The sequence below is a fragment of the Polaromonas sp. JS666 genome (assembly GCF_900103405.1).
Classification (GTDB): Bacteria; Pseudomonadota; Gammaproteobacteria; order Burkholderiales; family Burkholderiaceae_C; genus Polaromonas.
Genome location: NZ_FNHX01000002.1, coordinates 410,738 through 426,443, shown reverse-complemented (window position 1 = coordinate 426,443; position 15,706 = coordinate 410,738). Strand labels below are relative to the sequence as shown.

The 15,706-nt window shown below is 68.5% G+C and carries 15 protein-coding genes; 4 read left to right on the top strand and 11 right to left on the bottom strand.

Annotation, left to right across the window (positions count from 1 at the left end):
• Positions 1-66: 66 nt before the first annotated feature.
• From epsE to epsG, 3 genes are read left to right on the top strand one after another with little or no spacing between them, the layout of a single operon-like run.
• Entirely contained in the window at positions 67-993 is a 927-nt protein-coding gene (epsE, locus tag BLQ85_RS06375; RefSeq protein ID WP_074575488.1) for a polysaccharide export protein EpsE, read from the top strand.
• Between the two features lie 19 nt (positions 994-1,012).
• Entirely contained in the window at positions 1,013-2,410 is a 1,398-nt protein-coding gene (gene epsF, locus BLQ85_RS06370; RefSeq protein ID WP_074575487.1) for a chain length determinant protein EpsF, read from the top strand.
• A 2-nt stretch (positions 2,411-2,412) separates the two neighbouring features.
• Complete coding sequence (gene epsG / locus BLQ85_RS06365) at positions 2,413-3,327, top strand: chain length determinant protein tyrosine kinase EpsG (RefSeq protein WP_139200909.1); 915 nt, start codon at positions 2,413-2,415, stop codon at positions 3,325-3,327.
• On the opposite strand, the gene BLQ85_RS06360 is transcribed toward epsG, so the two are convergent.
• Positions 3,314-3,727 carry a VanZ family protein gene (locus BLQ85_RS06360; RefSeq protein ID WP_074575486.1) on the bottom strand — a complete coding sequence of 138 codons (414 nt, stop codon included), beginning with the start codon at positions 3,725-3,727 and terminating at the stop codon, positions 3,314-3,316. The two genes, epsG and BLQ85_RS06360, sit on opposite strands and share 14 nt — an antisense overlap.
• Before the next feature lie 44 nt (positions 3,728-3,771).
• Here BLQ85_RS06360 and BLQ85_RS06355 point away from each other — a divergent pair, with 44 nt between their 5' ends.
• Entirely contained in the window at positions 3,772-4,539 is a 768-nt protein-coding gene (locus BLQ85_RS06355; protein WP_074575485.1) for a WecB/TagA/CpsF family glycosyltransferase, read from the top strand.
• On the opposite strand, the gene BLQ85_RS06350 is transcribed toward BLQ85_RS06355, so the two are convergent.
• Genes BLQ85_RS06350 through BLQ85_RS06305 form a run of 10 tightly spaced genes read right to left on the bottom strand, consistent with a single transcriptional unit; the run spans position 4,526 to position 15,594 of the window.
• Complete coding sequence (locus tag BLQ85_RS06350; RefSeq protein WP_074575484.1) at positions 4,526-5,170, bottom strand: serine O-acetyltransferase; 645 nt, start codon at positions 5,168-5,170, stop codon at positions 4,526-4,528. The two genes, BLQ85_RS06355 and BLQ85_RS06350, sit on opposite strands and share 14 nt — an antisense overlap.
• The gene (locus tag BLQ85_RS06345) at positions 5,158-6,165 is read right to left on the bottom strand and encodes an NAD-dependent epimerase/dehydratase family protein (RefSeq protein WP_074575483.1); all 1,008 of its coding nucleotides are present in this window, start codon (positions 6,163-6,165) and stop codon (positions 5,158-5,160) included. Before BLQ85_RS06345 ends, BLQ85_RS06350 begins: the two co-directional genes overlap by 13 nt.
• Positions 6,162-7,853: an FAD-dependent oxidoreductase gene (locus tag BLQ85_RS06340; RefSeq protein WP_074575482.1), complete on the bottom strand. Its 1,692-nt coding sequence runs from the start codon at positions 7,851-7,853 to the stop codon at positions 6,162-6,164. The genes BLQ85_RS06345 and BLQ85_RS06340 overlap by 4 nt, the downstream gene beginning before the upstream one ends.
• Positions 7,850-9,034, bottom strand: coding sequence for a glycosyltransferase family 4 protein (locus BLQ85_RS06335; RefSeq protein ID WP_074575481.1), 1,185 nt, complete (start codon positions 9,032-9,034; stop codon positions 7,850-7,852). Before BLQ85_RS06335 ends, BLQ85_RS06340 begins: the two co-directional genes overlap by 4 nt.
• Positions 9,035-9,041: 7 nt before the next feature.
• Complete coding sequence (locus BLQ85_RS06330; protein WP_074575480.1) at positions 9,042-10,142, bottom strand: acyltransferase family protein; 1,101 nt, start codon at positions 10,140-10,142, stop codon at positions 9,042-9,044.
• Positions 10,142-11,221, bottom strand: a complete 1,080-nt coding sequence (locus tag BLQ85_RS06325; protein WP_074575479.1) for a glycosyltransferase family 2 protein — start codon at positions 11,219-11,221, stop codon at positions 10,142-10,144. The genes BLQ85_RS06330 and BLQ85_RS06325 overlap by 1 nt, the downstream gene beginning before the upstream one ends.
• Before the next feature lie 2 nt (positions 11,222-11,223).
• On the bottom strand, positions 11,224-12,195 hold the full coding sequence (locus BLQ85_RS06320) for a glycosyltransferase family 2 protein (RefSeq protein WP_074575478.1): 972 nt from the start codon (positions 12,193-12,195) through the stop codon (positions 11,224-11,226).
• Between the two features lie 4 nt (positions 12,196-12,199).
• Positions 12,200-13,711, bottom strand: coding sequence for an O-antigen ligase family protein (locus BLQ85_RS06315; RefSeq protein ID WP_074575477.1), 1,512 nt, complete (start codon positions 13,709-13,711; stop codon positions 12,200-12,202).
• Between the two features lie 18 nt (positions 13,712-13,729).
• Positions 13,730-15,256: a lipopolysaccharide biosynthesis protein gene (locus BLQ85_RS06310; protein WP_074575476.1), complete on the bottom strand. Its 1,527-nt coding sequence runs from the start codon at positions 15,254-15,256 to the stop codon at positions 13,730-13,732.
• A gap of 2 nt (positions 15,257-15,258) precedes the next feature.
• Positions 15,259-15,594: a hypothetical protein gene (locus BLQ85_RS06305; protein ID WP_139200908.1), complete on the bottom strand. Its 336-nt coding sequence runs from the start codon at positions 15,592-15,594 to the stop codon at positions 15,259-15,261.
• Between the last annotated feature and the right edge of the window lie 112 nt (positions 15,595-15,706).

Below are 15,706 nucleotides of genomic sequence, written 5' to 3'. Positions count from 1 at the left end.
CAGGTCTTTGCCTGGTCGGCCTTTCCCGAGCTTTCCTGAATCCCTGCTTTCCCTAAAGGCGACAAGATGAACCCGCTGAACTTGAAATCCGTGACCCGATACCTCCTGAGCGCCTTGTTATGCGCCGCTGTCGCGCCGTTGTGGGCGCAAACCCCACCGGCGCCCCAGACAGCCCAGACGACCGCTCCTCCTTCAGTGCAGACCGCTGCAACGACGGCGCCGGTCGCGCCCCCTTCGGTGGCGGCCACGCCGGCCTTGCCCAACAGCCAGGATTACCGGCTGGGCGCCGGCGACGCCATCGGCGTGCAGGTCTACCAGAGCCCCGATTTGTCCATCGACGCGCGCGTGTCGGAAAGCGGCGTGATCAGCTACCCGCTGGTGGGCAGCGTGCAGCTCGGCGGGCTGACGATTGCCGAGGCTGAAAAGAAGATCGCCGATGCGCTGCGCAGCGGCGGCTTCGTTAAGGTGCCGCAGGTCAACATCGTGCTGCGCCAGGTGCGCGGCAACCAGGTGGCGGTGCTGGGCCAGGTGAGCCGGCCCGGCCGTTTCCCGCTGGAGACCTTCAACACCCGCGTCAGCGACATGCTGGCCGCTGCCGGCGGCACCACCCCGACCGGTGACGACGTGCTGATCGTCACCGGCCAGCGTGACGGCAAGCCATTTCGCAAGGTGATAGACATCCCGGCGCTGTTCCTCAACGAAAAATCCGATGAGGACATCGTGCTGGCCGGCGGCGACACCCTGTACGTCAACAAGGCGCCCATGTTCTACATCTATGGCGAGGCGCAGCGCCCCGGCCCCTACCGCATCGAGCGCGGCATGACGGTCATGCAGGCGCTGGCCCAGGGCGGCGGCCCGACCGTGCGCGGCAGCCAGAACCGCCTGAAGCTGCACCGCCGCGACGCCTCGGGCAAGGTCGTGGAAACCACGCCCAACCTGAACGACCTGGTCCGCCCCGAGGACGTGATCTACGTCCGCGAAAGCCTTTTCTAACAGCCATGACTGGAAAGCCATGACACTCCATCAATTTTTACTGATACTGCGCGCCCGCTACAAGGTGGCGCTGCTGATCATCCTGCTGGCGATCTCCGCGGCGCTGGCGGTCAGCCTGGTGCTGCCGAAAAAATACACGGCCCAGACCGCCGTGCTGGTCGACGTGCGATCGCCCGACCCGGTGGCCGGGGCCGGCAGCGCACCCATACAGGGCCTGGTGGCCCCCAGCTACATGGCCACGCAAGTGGACATCATTGGCGGCGACCGCGTGGCCCAGCGCGTGGTGAAGATGCTCAAGCTCGATGAAAACCCGCGCACCAAGGAGCGCTGGCTGGAAGCGACCGAAGGCCGCGGCACGCTGGAAGGCTGGCTCGCCGACTCGCTGCAAAAGCGCCTGGACGTGCGGCCGGCGCGTGAAAGCAATGTGATCAACATCACCTACAAGGGCAGCGATGCCGAAGAAGCCGCGAACGTCGCCAACGCCTTTGCCCAGGCCTACCTGGACATCAACCTGGCGCTGAAGACCGAACCCGCCCGCATTTACGCGGAATGGTTTGACGAGCAGACCAAGGCCTCGCGCGCCAAGCTCGAAGAAGCCCAGGCCCGGCTCTCGGAATACCAGCAAAAGGCCGGCATCGTCAGCAGCGACGAGCGCGTGGACTACGAAACCACCAAGCTGGCGGAGCTGTCCTCGCAGCTCACCACGGTGCAGGGTGACACCACCGACAGCCAGAGCAAGCGCGGCTCGCGCGGCGACACCATCGCCGAGGTGATGCAAAGCCCGCTGATCAACGGCCTGAAGGCCGACGTGGCGCGGCAAGAGGCCAAGGTGCAGGAAGTCAGCGTGCGCCTGGGCGAGAACCATCCCGAGCGCCAGCGCGCCGAATCCGAGCTGGCCGCCCTCAAGAGCCGGCTGGCCAGCGAAACGGCGCGCATCAACGCTTCCATCGAAACCACCTACCGTGTCGGCAAGGACCGCGAACGCGAGCTGCAGGGCGCGGTCGGCGCGCAAAAGGCCCGCGTGCTGGCCCTGAACAAGCAGCGCGACGAGCTCAACGTCTACCGCCGCGATGTCGAGTCGGCCCAGCGCGCTTATGAAACCGTGAGCCAGAGCGCCTCGCAGACGCGCCTGCAGAGCCTGACCAATCAGACCAATGTGGTGCGCCTCAATGCCGCGACGGCGCCCGTCAACCCGTCCAGCCCGAGGCTGCTGGTCAACCTGCTGATCGCCGCTTTCGGCGGCACCTTGCTGGGTATTGCCTGCGCCTTGCTGCTGGAACTGGCGAACCGCCGCGTGCGCTCCGCCGAGGACCTGGTGCAGATGCTGGAGCTGCCGGTGCTGGCCAGCATTTCTTCGAGCACGGGCAACACCCGGCTCAGTGGTCCGCGCCGGCTGGCGCTCGGTTTGGGAGGATGAGCATGAGCATCAATATGAACAGAAACGGCAACCAGGCGGTGGTGCGCCCCGTTCCCCTGACCGTGCCCAGCAAGCCGGCCACCGGCTCGGGCCGCTCCATAGGCGCCATCCTGGTCGATGCCGGGCGGCTCTCGCCGCTGGATGCCGAGCGCATCGTGCATTTCCAGAAGGACCGCGGCGCGCGCTTCGGCGATTCCGGCAAGGCGCTGGGGCTGCTGACCGATGACGATGTGCGCTACGCGCTGTCGGTGCAGTTCGACTATCCCTACCTGGCCCGCGAAAGCAATTTAAGCCGCGAACTGGTGGCGGCCCACCACCCGAACAGCCAGCCGGTGGAGCAGTTGCGGGCGCTGCGCAGCCAGCTGATGCTGCGCTGGTTCGACACCGGCCCGGACCGCCGCGGCCTGGCCATCGTGAGCGCCGGCTCCCGGGAAGGGCGCAGCTATATCTCGGCCAACCTGGCGATTGTGTTTTCACAGCTGGGCCTGCGCACCCTGCTGATCGATGCCGACATGCGGGCGCCGCGCCAGCACCTGCTGTTCAACCTCGGCAAAGGCGCGGGCCTGTCGGACATGCTGGCGGGCCGCGCCGGGCTGGAGGCCGTGGTCAGCGTCGCGGCGCTGCAGGATCTGTCGGTGCTGCCGGCCGGCGTGATTCCGCCGAACCCGCAGGAGCTGCTGGGCCGGCAGGAATTTTCCAGGCTGCTGCAGGCGCTCGGCCAGGACTTCGACATCATCATCATTGACACGCCGCCTGCCAGCGAATGCGCCGACGCCCATACGGTGGCGGTGCGCGCGGGCGCCGCGCTGGTGGTGGCGCGGCAGAACACCAGCTCGCTGCCGCAGATGACGCGCTTCACGCACAGCCTGCGCGAATTCGGCGTGGCCCTGGTGGGCTCGGTGCTTAACGATGCGTGAGGCGATGCGTAAGGCGCCCGCTCCAAAGGCGGTGCAGCGCGGCCAGCAAAGCCGCGCCCAGCAATCCGCCCGCCGCGTCGGCGGCCAGGTCGGCCCAGCTCGCGGAGCGGCCGGGCAGGAACATCTGGTGCAACTCGTCCATGCCGCCGACCAGCAGTGCGCCCGCGAGGCAAGAGACCGCCATGCGCCAGCCGCGCATGCCGCCGGCCAGGCCCGCGGCCATGCCGACCACGGCAAACGTCAGCAAATGCGCCAGCTTGTCCCAGGGCGCGGGGAACAGCCCCACGGCCACCGGCTGGGCGCCGCCCACATACAGCACCGCGGCGCTCATGGCGAGCGTCAACGCCCCGGCAATGCGGACGCTGCGCTGGAAGTTCTCAAGGGACATTGTTTTGGCCATGGGTCCGATTTTCTCATGCCGCAGTCCCGAAAGCGGGGAAACCCATGCTGAATCCCTCCACCGACAATCCCGCCGACTGGCGCCTGCGCTGGGCGCTGCTGCTGGCGAAAATCGAGCGCGTGCAAAGCCCCGACCAGGGCCAGGCCTTGCTGTCCGAGTTGAGCCAGCCCCGCGTGCCGACGGTGCTGGCTTTCGCGAATGCGCACGCGATGAATTCCATGGCGGTGTCGACGCCGTTTTTTGAGGCCATGCGCTCGGCCGACAGGGTGCTCAGGGACGGCTCGGGCATGGCGACGCTGTTCAAGCTGCTGCGCATGGAGCCCGGCCTCAACCTCAACGGCACCGACCTGATCCCCCGGCTGGTGTGCGCTTTCGACGGCCGCGGCATCGCGCTGTTCGGCACGCGCGAACCCTGGCTCGAAAAAGCCGCGCAGCGCGTGCGCGAGGAACTCGCACCGCACAGCACGCTCACCCGCGCCAACGGCTTTCTCGACGCGGGCACCTATTGCCTGCTGGCGGCCACGCACCGGCCGGCGCTGATCGTGCTGGGCATGGGCATGCCGCGGCAGGAAGAGGTCGCTGCCCAGCTGCGCCATGTGCTGGACTTTCCCTGCCTCATCGTCTGCGGCGGCGCCATCATTGATTTCCTGGGCGGCAAGACACCGCGCGCGCCGCTGTGGATGCGCAAGGCCGGGGTGGAATGGCTGTATCGCCTCGCGCTGGAGCCGCGCCGGCTGTTCCAGCGCTACGTGATCGGCAACCCGTTGTTCCTCACGCGGGCGCTGCGGCTGGCTTCGCTTAACCGGCGTTGATGCCGGTGTCGGCGGCGGTTGCCGCCGAATGGCCGGCCTGCGCCACGGGAATGTCTTCCTCGCTGTAGCGGTTCTGCACATCGGGTGTGCAGTCGCGCCTGACGATCTGCCCCGGGTTGCCCAGCACCACGCAGTAGGGCGGCACGTCCTCGAAGACATAGGCGCCGCCGGCAATGCGGCTGCCTTTGCCCACGGTGACGCCGCCCACGATGATGGCGTGCGGCCCTATCCAGACCTCGTCCTCTATCACCGGGTACAGCGTGTGCCGGCGGCCCTGCGCGTCGATGTGGTCGCGCTGGCCCAGCGTGACGCCGTGGAACAGCGTGACGTTGCGGCCTATGCGCGCGCCAGCGTTGACGACGATGCCGCGCCCATGCGTGAGCGCCAGCCCCGGCGCGATCTGCGTGCGCCAGGGGATTTCGATGCCGGCCAGCTGGCTCACCAGCCGGTAAAGCACTCGTGCGGGCGGAACGGCCAGCCAGCGCCAGTTGGGCGCGAGCTGATCCGCGGCCTGGCACAGGCGCAGGCACACGAGCACACGAAACGCCGGATCCAGCAGCGCGCCCTTGAGCGAGAGGCGGGGGGCGGTGTACCCGAACTTTCGGTGGGTGTCGGCTTTCAGGGCGTGCATATCATTTTGTCCAGGGTGGCTTGGCCGGCGCCGGCGGGCGCCGTAAACCATGCGGCCGAATCGCGCAGGCCGTCGGCATAGGGTGTCCACTGCACACCGAGCCGGTGGGTAGCGGCCTGGGTATCCAGGTGTATGTGCTGCGACCACAGGCCCAGCAGGCCGGGCGGCAGGGCATCGGGCAGCTTCATGCCGGGGTTGCCCAGCAGTTTCAGGGCGCGCTCAGCCGCCTTGAGCGGCGGGCCGCAAAGCCATGCGTCGAGCTGGAGCCGGCGGCTGCCCAGGCGGCGCACGGGCGTGGCCTGGATCGCCAGGGCCAGGTCCACAAAATAATCGTTCCAGCGCGGGCTGTCGGGCGCCGCCAGGTTGAACACCGGTATCTTGCCCTGGGCCGCGGGCAGCCGCAGCGCCAGCAGCAGGGCCTGGCAGACGTCGTCGACATGGACCAGGTTGGCCCAGCCGTCGCCGGCGATGCCCAGGTCGCCCAGGCGCCCGGCCTGCAGCCAGCGGCCTATGCGGCCGACCCACAGCTGGCTGCCGGGGCCGTAAACGCAGCCGGGCCGCAGCATCACCACCTCACCACCGTGCCGCACAAAGTCGTGCATGGCGGCCTCGGCCTCGCATTTGGCCTGGCCGTACCAGCCCAGCGTGGGATCCAGCGGCGCATCCTCGCGCACAAGGCCCTCGGCGGGTCCGTAGACCGACATGGTGCTCAGGTGCACGATGCGCGGGCAATCGGCCTGCAGCGCGGCCTGCACCAGGGCGCGCGCGCCGTCGGCAATCGAGGCCGCATCGCCCGCCACGCAGTTGACCACGGCGTCAAAGCCCTTCAAGGCCTGGGCCAGCTGGCGCGGGTCGCGGCTGTCGAGTTCCAGCCAGCTCGCGGTATTTTTTTTGTGCCTGGACGCGCCCGTGGCCGCGGCCCAGCTCGTGGCCTGCAGCATCTCGAGCAGGCGCGCGCCTATGTGGCCGGAAGCGCCCAGTACCAGCACTTTCATGCGGCCTCCTGCATCTGCAGGGGAGAGCGCTCGGCGCGCAGCTGCCGCGACAGGAAGTCGCCCAGCCGCAGCGACAGCGCGATCAGTGTCAGCGTCGGGTTGGCCTGGCTGGAGGTCGGGAACACCGCGCTGCCGGCGACAAACAGGTTGCGCACCGAATGCACGCGGCAGTCGGCGTCGACCACGCTGCTGCGCGGGTCCGTGCCCATGCGCGCCGTGCCGATGTGGTGGCCGCCGTAGGCGCCGAAGCGCATCAGGTCTTCTTCCAGGGTGTGGGGTTTGTAGTCGAAGCGGGCCTTGCCGCTGCGCGCGAACTCCTCGGCCATCACGTCCAGGCTGGCGCCCAGGGAATCGATGTCGGCGCGGCTGTAACGCCAGTCGACCTTCAGGCGCGGCATGCCCAGCGCGTCGACACCGCTGGCCAGCGTGACCCGGCTGTGGGCCTGGGGGATCTGCTCGCCGTGCACTTCGAGGCTGAAGCGGTTGCTGCGGTTGCGCAGGATCACCGAGGGGAATTTGCGCTCGGCCAACGTGCGCTTCATCAGCCAGTGCGACAGAAAGGCCGTGGTGTCCAGCGGGTCGGCCATGACGTTGAGCAAATGGCGCGCATAGACCCCGGCCGTCGGCGGCGCGCCGTCTTTCAGGCGCTTGCTGTATTCGTAGCTGATCAGCTTGCGCGCCAGGAACAGGCCCGACAGCACGCCGCTGCGGTGCGCCGGGTCGGTGATGCGCGGGAAGTGCAGGCGCGCCACCGCATTGGCCAGGCCCAGGCGCCGCTGCTCGCCGGCGGCAACCGAGAGGCGGCGCCGGCAGTAAATGCCTTCGGGCGAAATTTCATAGCCGTGGCGCACGTCGCTGGTGGGGCCGTGCACCGTCAGCGTGCCGACATTACCGGCGATGTGGCACATGTAGTAGCGGCCCACCACGTCGTGCTGGTTGCCCACGCCTTGCGGCGCCACGTCGCGTGAGGCCAGCAGCAGGCGCGCGGTTTCCAGGCCGCCCGCGGCCAGCACCGTGCTTTTCGCGGCGACGGTGAACTGTGTGCCGGCCAGCGTGCGCACCTCGAGCTCGCGCAGCGCCTGGCCGTCGGCCTGCAGCCGCAGCGCGGTGCAGTTGGCGCCCAGCAGCACTTCCAGCGTGGGCGCCAGCGCCAGCCGCCTGGCGTAGCGGCTGCCGAAGTGCGTGGGGCAGGAAAAGCGTTCCAGCCCGTTGCTCAGCACACGCTCGCTGTCGAAGCCGGCGATCAGCGGGCCGGTCCCGGGCTCCAGGGCCTGGGCCGCGTCGTAAAGGAAGCGCCCGGCCTCGGCCAGGGCGTTGGCGCGCGGGTACCAGGGCAGCAGGTCTTCATACGAGATCGGCCAGCCGCTGTGTGGGATATGGGCGCGGGTTTCAAAGTCGATGGGGTCGAAAGGCATGCAGCGCCCGCCCCAGATCGCCGAGGAGCCGCCCAGCCGCCGCTGCCGGTATTTGCCGGGCGGGCTGTGCAGCTGTTCATCGGCCACCTCGCCATCATAGAGGTCTTGTGTGGGGGCATGCGCCTGCAGCTGGCCGGACTCCAGCAGCAGCACGGCATGGCCCTGGTCGCTCAGCGAAAGCGCCAGCGCGATGCCGGCCGGGCCGCCGCCGACCACGCAGACGTCGGCCTCCAGCCGGCTGCCGTTGGGAATGCTGTCGGCGTCGCGGATCATGCTTTGCCGTCCTGTGAAACCGCGGCGGCACGCAGAGGGCGCCCGGCCACGCCGAAATCGCGCTGGTGGATATGCGCGACGCTGCTGAAAAAGTGCGCGATGGAAAACTGCTGTTCATAGAGCTCCCGGCCGTTTCGCTCCAGCGCCGCGCGCAATTCACCATCCTGCAGCACGCGCTGCAGGCCGGCCGCGATGCCGGCCACATCACCGGGCTGCACAAATGAGGCATTGACGCCGTCGCTGAGCACCGAGGGTATTTCGCCGACGGGGCTGCACACCACCGCGACGCCGTTGGCCAGCGCTTCGAGGATGACCAGCGGCAGGCCTTCGTCGTAAGAGGGCAGTACCAGCACGTCGGTGCGGGCCATCAGCCGTGCCGCCTGCTGCTGGTCAGACCATCCGGCAAAACGCACAAAGCCGTCTATGCCCAGTTCCTTTGCTTTGGCTTCATAGGCCCCAACGTCGCCGCCACCGGCCAGGGTCACTTCGAGGCGGGCCGTGTCAAAGCCGGGCAGGGCCAGCGCCTGCAGCAGGTCGGACACGCCCTTGCGTTCCGACAGGTTGCCCAGGAAGAGCACACGCTGCATGGCGCTATCGCCGGCGGCGCGGCGCGCATGGGTGGGTTCGGGCACGCCGTTGATGACAATGTCCACGCGATCCGGCGCCACGCCCAGCTCTTCGACGACAAAGCGCCGCGCGGCCGAGCCCAGCACCACGACACTGGCCGGCAGCGAGAACACCCAGCGCGTCAGCGCCTGCAGCGGCCGCGGCAGCGAATGGTAGAAATGGTGCAGCTGCGCGGCATGCAGGTGCAGCACCACCGGCACGCCCAGGGCGCGGCAGGCGGCGATGATGGCGCCCTTGCGGAACAGGCTCAGGCGCTCGGCCATGTTCACATGCACGCCGGCCAGCCGGCCGCTGAAGCGGCCGCGCGTGATGCGCGCCAGCGCGGTGGCCAGCACCCAGAAGGAGTACAAGGCGTTGGCGCCGCCGCGCGTGTCCAGCGGCCGCAGCTCGGCCGCGTCGGCCGAGGCGATGGCGGCCGAGGAGGCCTGGGCCTGTATCAGGTAGTCGGCCACCTTGAACATGCCGCCGCCCAGGGGCGTCCAGGGACAGGCGATGTAGATGTAGCGGCCTTCGCGTTCGCGTATGGCGCTGCGCGGCAGCGATTCACTTCGCATGGGGAGGTTACTTTCCGGGAGTTTGGTAAGAGAGCTTGGGCGCGCCGAACAGGGCGCGCTTGAAGAAGGTGGTCATGGGCCGTTCCAGCCAGACGTAGGAGAGGCAGCCCGCCACCACCACGGCCAGGCCCACGGCCAGGGCGACGGCCAGGCTGTCCTGCACGCCCAGGCGCTTGAGCGCCTGCACGCCGGCCGGCACCACAAAGGTGTGCGACAGGTAAATCGAATACGAGGCGTCGCCCAGGAAGGACAGGCGCGAAGCCAGCGGCGCGCGCACGGTCCAGGGCTCCAGCCAGACGGCGCCCAGCACGATGAGTGCGGCGCCGCAGCCCCAGGTGGCGAAGCGGTCGGCCGAGTGGCCCCAGTCGGGCGCGAACATGTACAGCGCGCCCGCCGCGATCGCGGCCAGGCCGGCTATCGGCCCGGGGCGCCGGAAATGCAAATAGGCATGGGCGATGCAGACGCCGAGGATGAACTCGAACACCAGGGTCTGCGCATAAAAATTCAGCGCCACCGAGTCCGGCAGCAGGTAGCCCGCCGCGAACACCAGCGCAAAGGCCGCCAGGCAAAAGCGTATGCGCGGCGCACCCAGGGCAATGGCCACGGCGAACACCGCATAAAACAGCATTTCAAAGTTCAGGGTCCAGCCGACCGGCAGCGTGGGCTGCACCAGGCCCCAGGGGCTCATGGTGGGGATGAACAGCAGCGAGGCCGCGAGGTGTCCAGGCTCCACCGAAGAGCGCGCGGCCAGCGCCGGCATGGCCAGCAGCAGGGCCACCTTGAGCAGGGTGTAAAACCAGTAAAGCGGCGCGATCCGGATGAGGCGCCTGCGCATGAAGACCCAGGCGGCACTGATACGTCCGGGCCCGTCCGACGGCAGCGAGGCGGTCGACATGGCCATCACAAAGCCGCTGATCACAAAAAAGATGTCCACCCCGGCGGAGCCGGCCTCCCAGTAGTGGCGCGGCCCGGTGCCGCTGATGTGCATGGAAATCGCCTGGGTGATGTGCATCACCACGACCAGCATGGCCGCGGCAAAGCGCAGCACCTGCACGCCGGTGAATTGCTGAGTCGTCTGCCGCCTTTGCAGGTTTCCATCGGAACTCATCAATTGGCAGCCCCCTGGATTGCATGGCGATGCGTCATTGCCGAGTCCTTGACAATCCGGCTTGCGATGGCTTCGCGAGCCGGCCGCTGCGGGCGAAGCAGGCCGCGTATAAGACCTGCGGCATTGAAGCACCAGGAAACCACGGAATAAAGCGCCTTGGTTGCGGACCGTTTTCGCCAGGTCATCAGCAACATCGGCGCCGTGGCGATGATGCAGAAAAAGGCCAGGCGCAGGGAGGCAGAAACCGGCCAGAACACCAGGCTCGCCATGACAGTCCACCAGCCGAGCACTGCGATGTACAGGCGCAATTCCCGCAATCCCTCCAAAGCCAGATGCAGGCGTGGCTTGCCCGCCGCCGCGCGGACAAGTTCACCCAGACCGCAGATATACCGGGTGCGCCAGCGTCGCATCAACAGGCGATAGGGTGGTGCGTCGTGCCCGAAGTGATTGACAGCATCCACCGGCAAGCGCCAGAGGCGCCAGCCGAGGGCGCGCAGCCTTATGGCCAGGTCAAATTCTTCGTAGCTGTGAAGGTTCCGGTCGGAAAGATAGCCTGCCGCCTCGATGGCGCTGCGGCGGTAAAGCCCACCGCCGTCGAGCCTGTCCACTTTGCCCGGCCGCAGGTGCGGGGAGTCCCGTTCTCCACGCGCCATGTACTCGAGGCTCTCGGTGTTTTGCTCCACCACGCGTCCGCCCACGCCTGCTACATCCTCATGCGCCTCCAGGAAGTCGAGCGCTTTCTCAAGAAAGCCCTCCTGCATCTGCATGTCGCCATCGAGGATGTAGATGAAGTCGCCATGCGAATGCTGGTAGCCGAGCTGCGGACCGATGCCGCAGCAGCGCTCACTGGGATTCGCCAGCTGGACGACGCGTATGGGATACGTGCAGGCCAGTTCCACCGTGCGGTCCGTCGAGCAGGAGTCGGCCAGGATGACCTCTCCGCCAACGGCAGAGACGGCGCGCAGCGCACTTTCGATGGTCGCCCGAATGCGTTTTTCCTCGTTCAGGGCCTTGATGACCACGGAGACCCTGCACGAATGCCAGAGGGGTGTAATTTTGCGAGGTAATTTCTGGTTCATTTTTATCCTGCTTCGGCGGGGCTGGCCGCGTGCACGGTGCGGCGCACGCGCCAGCGCTGCCAGTTCCTGACCAGCGGGCCCGGCATGAAAAGCGCCATGGCGGCCGTCAGCCACCAGCGTTTGCCGCCGGCCGCGCGGCGCGCCTTCAGCAGCCAGGCCCAGCCTTCGCGGCGGCTGCCGTCGGCCAGCGCCTGGCGCGCCAGCGAGAGCTGGTACTGGGCCACCAGCCACAGCGCGGAGCCGCGGCGCGCGGGCGGCATGGCACCGGCCAGCGCGCGCTGCTCCATGCGCTGCAGAAAGGGCGGCATGGCCAGCGGTGCATGGCCGCTGCTGAGGCTGCCTTCAACGGCCAGCCGGTAGGCCATCAGCGGCGCGTGGACCAGCGCGACCGGCGCCTGCTCGGCCAGGCGGAACCACAGGTCCAGGTCCTCGCCATGCGACTCGCCGGGCGGAAAGCAGGGCTGCATGCGCAGCAGTCGCGCGCGCCGCACCGAGACGGCGCTGGTGCACAGCGTGGGCGAGGCCATCCAGCGCCGCGGCAGGTCGGTGATCCGCTCGATGTCGGGCGTGCGCGGCATCTCGGGCCAGCGCGGCGGCCACATGTCCAGGGTGTCGGGCACCGGCAGGTAGTGGGTGGCCACGGTGTCGGCGCCGGGGCAGCGCGCCTGCACCCGTACCAGTGTTTCGAGGTAGCCCGGGTGGTGCCAGTCGTCGGCGTCGAGAAAGGCCACCCATTCGCCGCGCGCCAGCGCGATGCCGTGGTTGCGCGCCGCCGAAACGCCGGCATTGGCCTGGCGCACCAGGCGCACGCGCGGGTCGGTGATAAAGCTCACGAGCTCGGCGCCGCCGTCGGTGGAGCCGTCGTCGACCACGATGACTTCAAAGTCGGTGAAGGTTTGCGCCAGCACCGACGCGAGGGTGTCGCTGATATAGGGTGCCTTGTTGTAAAGCGGGATGACGATGGAAAATTTCATGGTGTCAAGAATGGAGCCGCGCGGCGGCCAGGGGGGTTTTGGGGTCTCCGGGGTTTCTGCGGTTCCGGGCAAAGGTCGGCTCGACGCGGGGCATGGCCGCCGGCGCCTTGGCCATGCTGCGTTTGCGTTCACGGGCTTCGCGCCCGGCTGCGGCCAGCGCCATCAGCAGCAGCACGTGGGCGATGAGTTCGGGGCCGTAGCCGAAAAGCAGCAGCGGCACTTCACTGATGGCGCGCAGCGCCAGCGCCACGAACAAGGCCAGCGTGAGGCCGCCGCTGGCGCGGGCATAACGCAGGGACAGCACCAGCAGCACCAGTGCGTACAGCAGCAGCGCGGCCGCGCCCACGCTTCCCGAGCGCGACAAGGTGTCCATGAACTGGTTGTGCGCGTGGGTCGCGTTGGGCATGCCTATGGCTTCGCGAAAGCTCGCGTCCCACAGGGTCGGCCCATAGCCGAACACCGGGTTGCGCTGCCATTCGTCGTAGGCGATGGCCCAGATCTGGTCGCGCCCCGTCATGGACGCCAGCTGCGCGCCCTGGGCACTGTCGAAGAAGCTGCTCAGGCGCGCGTCGACCTCGCCGAACATCAGCAGGGCGGCCAGGCCCACGACGGCGGCCATAAAGGCCAGCAGCGCGACGATGCCGAACTCGGGCCGCACCGGGTCGCCCACGCGGCGCATGAAGCGCGGCCCCTGGCGCACGGCCAGGATGCAGGCCGAGCACAGCACAAACGAAATCCACGCCGTCTTGGACTGCGCGAGGAAGAGCACGCCCAGGCCCATGGTCCAGGCCACGCGGTTGAGCCAGGCGCGCTGAAAGGGGCGCGCGAGCAGGCACAAAAGGCCCAGCTGCGCCAGCATGCCCAGCGACACGGCGTGCGGCGCCAGGCCCGCCAGCCGCGGCACGCCGGGCAGCAGGCCCTGGGTGTAGGAAGCGTCCAGCACCAGGCTGGGCTTGAAGGGCAGCAGCAGCAGGCCGGCGGCGATAAAGAGCAGCAGGGCATTGCGCGCGGCGCCGAAGGCCAGGTCGCGTTCGGTGGCGGTGGCCAGCACCGCGGCGAAGCCTATGACCAGCGGGTACACATAGTCATGCGACAGCTGCGGGTGCGCGCCCAGCAGGGCCGGCGCGGCCACGGTGCAGAGCCAGAAGGTGAGGAAGGCCACCGGCAGCGCGGCGGGTGCCTGCGCGGATCTGTCGCGGCGTATCCAGTGCGTGATCAGCCGTTCGCCGGCCAGCGTGAGCAGCAGCAGCGAGGCCAGGGGCTGCATCAGCGAGACCAGCGGGTGGCGCACCACCACGACGACTTCGTCGAACTTCATGTTGCTGCTGGAAAGGTCGCGGCCCGAGAGCAGGTTGGCCAGGGCCACCATCAGCAGGATGGCGTAGAAGATGAGGTGCATGTAGCCGTGCGCGCGGCGCGAGGTCACATGGACCGCGCCCGCCATGCCCAGCGCCGCCGTGAGCGCCGCCAGGATGGCGCCGGCGACGAGCACTGAAATGACGACGGGTTGGTCCATGGGGATGGTTTTCTTCGGTCAGGGATGCTGCTCGCCCAGCGCCACGGGCAGGGCGGAAGCCGGCGCGGCCGCGGGGCGGCGCAGGAAATTCGCGAGGCCGGGGACGAAGCGGATCACCATGTCGGAGGCATCCGGCCCCAGCAGCTGCGGCCGCAGCAGCAGCAAAAGCCCAGGCAGCAGGCCGGCTGCCAGCGCGCCGGCCGCCAGCGACAGCAGCGCGATGTCAAACCTCGCCACGGCATGCTGCGCGCCCAGTGCCCCCGCGGCGCAGAGCGCGCTCAGCAGCAGGCCGCGCAAGGCGTCCGGCAGCAGGGCCGTGGCGCGCAGGTCCAGCGCTCGAAAGGCGGCCGTGGCGACAACGGCCGCGCGCAGCACCAGCAGCCCGCCAGCCACGGCCGCGGCGACATGGATGCCCTGGCCAGCCAGCAGGTAAAAGCCCAGCGCGCCGACGGCAAGCAGCGGCAGCTGCAGCAGGCACTCATAGTGCTTGCGCCCGGTGTTCCAGAGCACCGGCGTCGACAGGCCCCAGATGACATAGGCCGGCATGCACAGGAACAACGTGCCCAGCACCCAGGCCGCATCGCTCCAGGCCGGCCCGTAGAGCACGCGCACGATGTCGCGCGAGACAAAAGCCAGCGCCACAAAAGCCGGCAGGCCCAGTACCACGATGGTGGCCAGCATCTGCAGGTAGGCGCGGCCCAGGCGGGGCTTGTCGTTTTGCAGGCGCGCGCCCGCCGCCAGGAAGGCCGGCTGCAGCGCGCCCAGCAGCAAGGTGTTGGGCATGGTGGCCAGGTTGTAGGCCACGTTGTACAGGCCCAGGGCCTGCGCGTTGAGTAGGCGCCCTATCAGCACGCGGTCCAGGTTGTTGAGTACCCAGTTGACGATATTGGTGAAAAACACCGTGTGCCCGGTGCCGACGGCCGCACGCGCATCGGCATACCAGAGCAGCGGGCGCACCGGGTGGGGCTTGAGCGCGTAGCTGGCCGCCAGCTGCACGGCCACCTGGACCAGCCAGGCCGCCACCAGCGAGGCCTCGCCGCGCCCCATCAGCGCCATCGGCAGGCCCACTGCGATATAACCGGCCGCATAGCTGCCCACCTGCACCAGGCCCACCGCGCGGAAGTTGAGGTCGCGCTGCAGCAAATAGGTGGCCGGCTGGGCGGCCGCGCCCAGCAGGCAGGCCAGCGACAGCCATTCAATGACGGACTGCGCGCGCGGCTCGCGGAAATAAGCGGCCAGCAGGGGAGCCAGCAGGTAGACGGCCAGCGTGGTGGCCAGGCCCACGATGAGCTGCCAGGTCCAGGCAAAACGCACGTCCTCGTCGCTGAGGGTTTCGCGCTGCAGCAGGCTCCAGCTGAAACCGAAGCCGGACACAAAGGTGGCGAAGGTCAGCACCACCATGCCGATGGCGAAGATACCGAAGATCTCCGGGCCCAGCGTGCGCGCCAGGACGACCTGGGCCATCAGCTGCAGCGCGAAGCGCGCGACCGTGGAGGCCGCGCTCCATTTGACCGCCGCGACGCCGGGCCGGCCGAGTCCGCTCATGCTCAGGGCCTTCCCGCCTTGTAGCGCCGCACGGCGATCACGGCCATCAACACCAGCGTTGCCAGCAGCATGCCGTAGGAACGCCAGCCGGATTCGCCCGCGCCGGTTTCATCGTCGGCCGCGAAAGCCTGCGGCGGATTCGGGCGTATGTCGGGGCTGTAGACCGCGCGCACCTTGACGCTGTCGGCGCCGGCCTGCAGTTTCATGGGCGTGGTTTTGGCGGCGCCGGCCTTGCTGGCCAGGGGCTGCGGCGGCGGCTGGTCGGCAGCATCGGAGTAGGCCGATGCGGAGGCCATCCAGGCGGCCAGCAAAGTGGCGGTGATAAGAGCTTTAGGCATGAATTTCTCCTCTGTCAAAGCAGGGGATGAGTGTGTTGTGCAGTGCAGCAATCGGCAATAGTCCGAACGGCCCATGGCCCGGTTTGTGCTGGTGAAAGCAGATGTGTCTTGT

Bases quoted from the DNA above. Each gene is read 5' to 3' on its own strand.
- BLQ85_RS06325 (WP_074575479.1), bottom strand. From the start codon at position 11,221: ATGAACCAGAAATTACCTCGCAAAATTACACCCCTCTGGCATTCGTGC.
- epsE (WP_074575488.1), top strand. From the start codon at position 67: ATGAACCCGCTGAACTTGAAATCCGTGACCCGATACCTCCTGAGCGCC.
- BLQ85_RS06320 (WP_074575478.1), bottom strand. From the start codon at position 12,195: ATGAAATTTTCCATCGTCATCCCGCTTTACAACAAGGCACCCTATATC.
- BLQ85_RS06330 (WP_074575480.1), bottom strand. From the start codon at position 10,142: ATGAGTTCCGATGGAAACCTGCAAAGGCGGCAGACGACTCAGCAATTC.
- BLQ85_RS06305 (WP_139200908.1), bottom strand. From the start codon at position 15,594: ATGCCTAAAGCTCTTATCACCGCCACTTTGCTGGCCGCCTGGATGGCC.
- BLQ85_RS06360 (WP_074575486.1), bottom strand. From the start codon at position 3,727: ATGGCCAAAACAATGTCCCTTGAGAACTTCCAGCGCAGCGTCCGCATT.
- BLQ85_RS06345 (WP_074575483.1), bottom strand. From the start codon at position 6,165: ATGAAAGTGCTGGTACTGGGCGCTTCCGGCCACATAGGCGCGCGCCTG.
- BLQ85_RS06350 (WP_074575484.1), bottom strand. From the start codon at position 5,170: ATGCACGCCCTGAAAGCCGACACCCACCGAAAGTTCGGGTACACCGCC.
- BLQ85_RS06355 (WP_074575485.1), top strand. From the start codon at position 3,772: ATGCTGAATCCCTCCACCGACAATCCCGCCGACTGGCGCCTGCGCTGG.
- BLQ85_RS06335 (WP_074575481.1), bottom strand. From the start codon at position 9,034: ATGCGAAGTGAATCGCTGCCGCGCAGCGCCATACGCGAACGCGAAGGC.
- BLQ85_RS06310 (WP_074575476.1), bottom strand. From the start codon at position 15,256: ATGAGCGGACTCGGCCGGCCCGGCGTCGCGGCGGTCAAATGGAGCGCG.
- epsF (WP_074575487.1), top strand. From the start codon at position 1,013: ATGACACTCCATCAATTTTTACTGATACTGCGCGCCCGCTACAAGGTG.
- BLQ85_RS06340 (WP_074575482.1), bottom strand. From the start codon at position 7,853: ATGATCCGCGACGCCGACAGCATTCCCAACGGCAGCCGGCTGGAGGCC.
- epsG (WP_139200909.1), top strand. From the start codon at position 2,413: ATGAGCATCAATATGAACAGAAACGGCAACCAGGCGGTGGTGCGCCCC.
- BLQ85_RS06315 (WP_074575477.1), bottom strand. From the start codon at position 13,711: ATGGACCAACCCGTCGTCATTTCAGTGCTCGTCGCCGGCGCCATCCTG.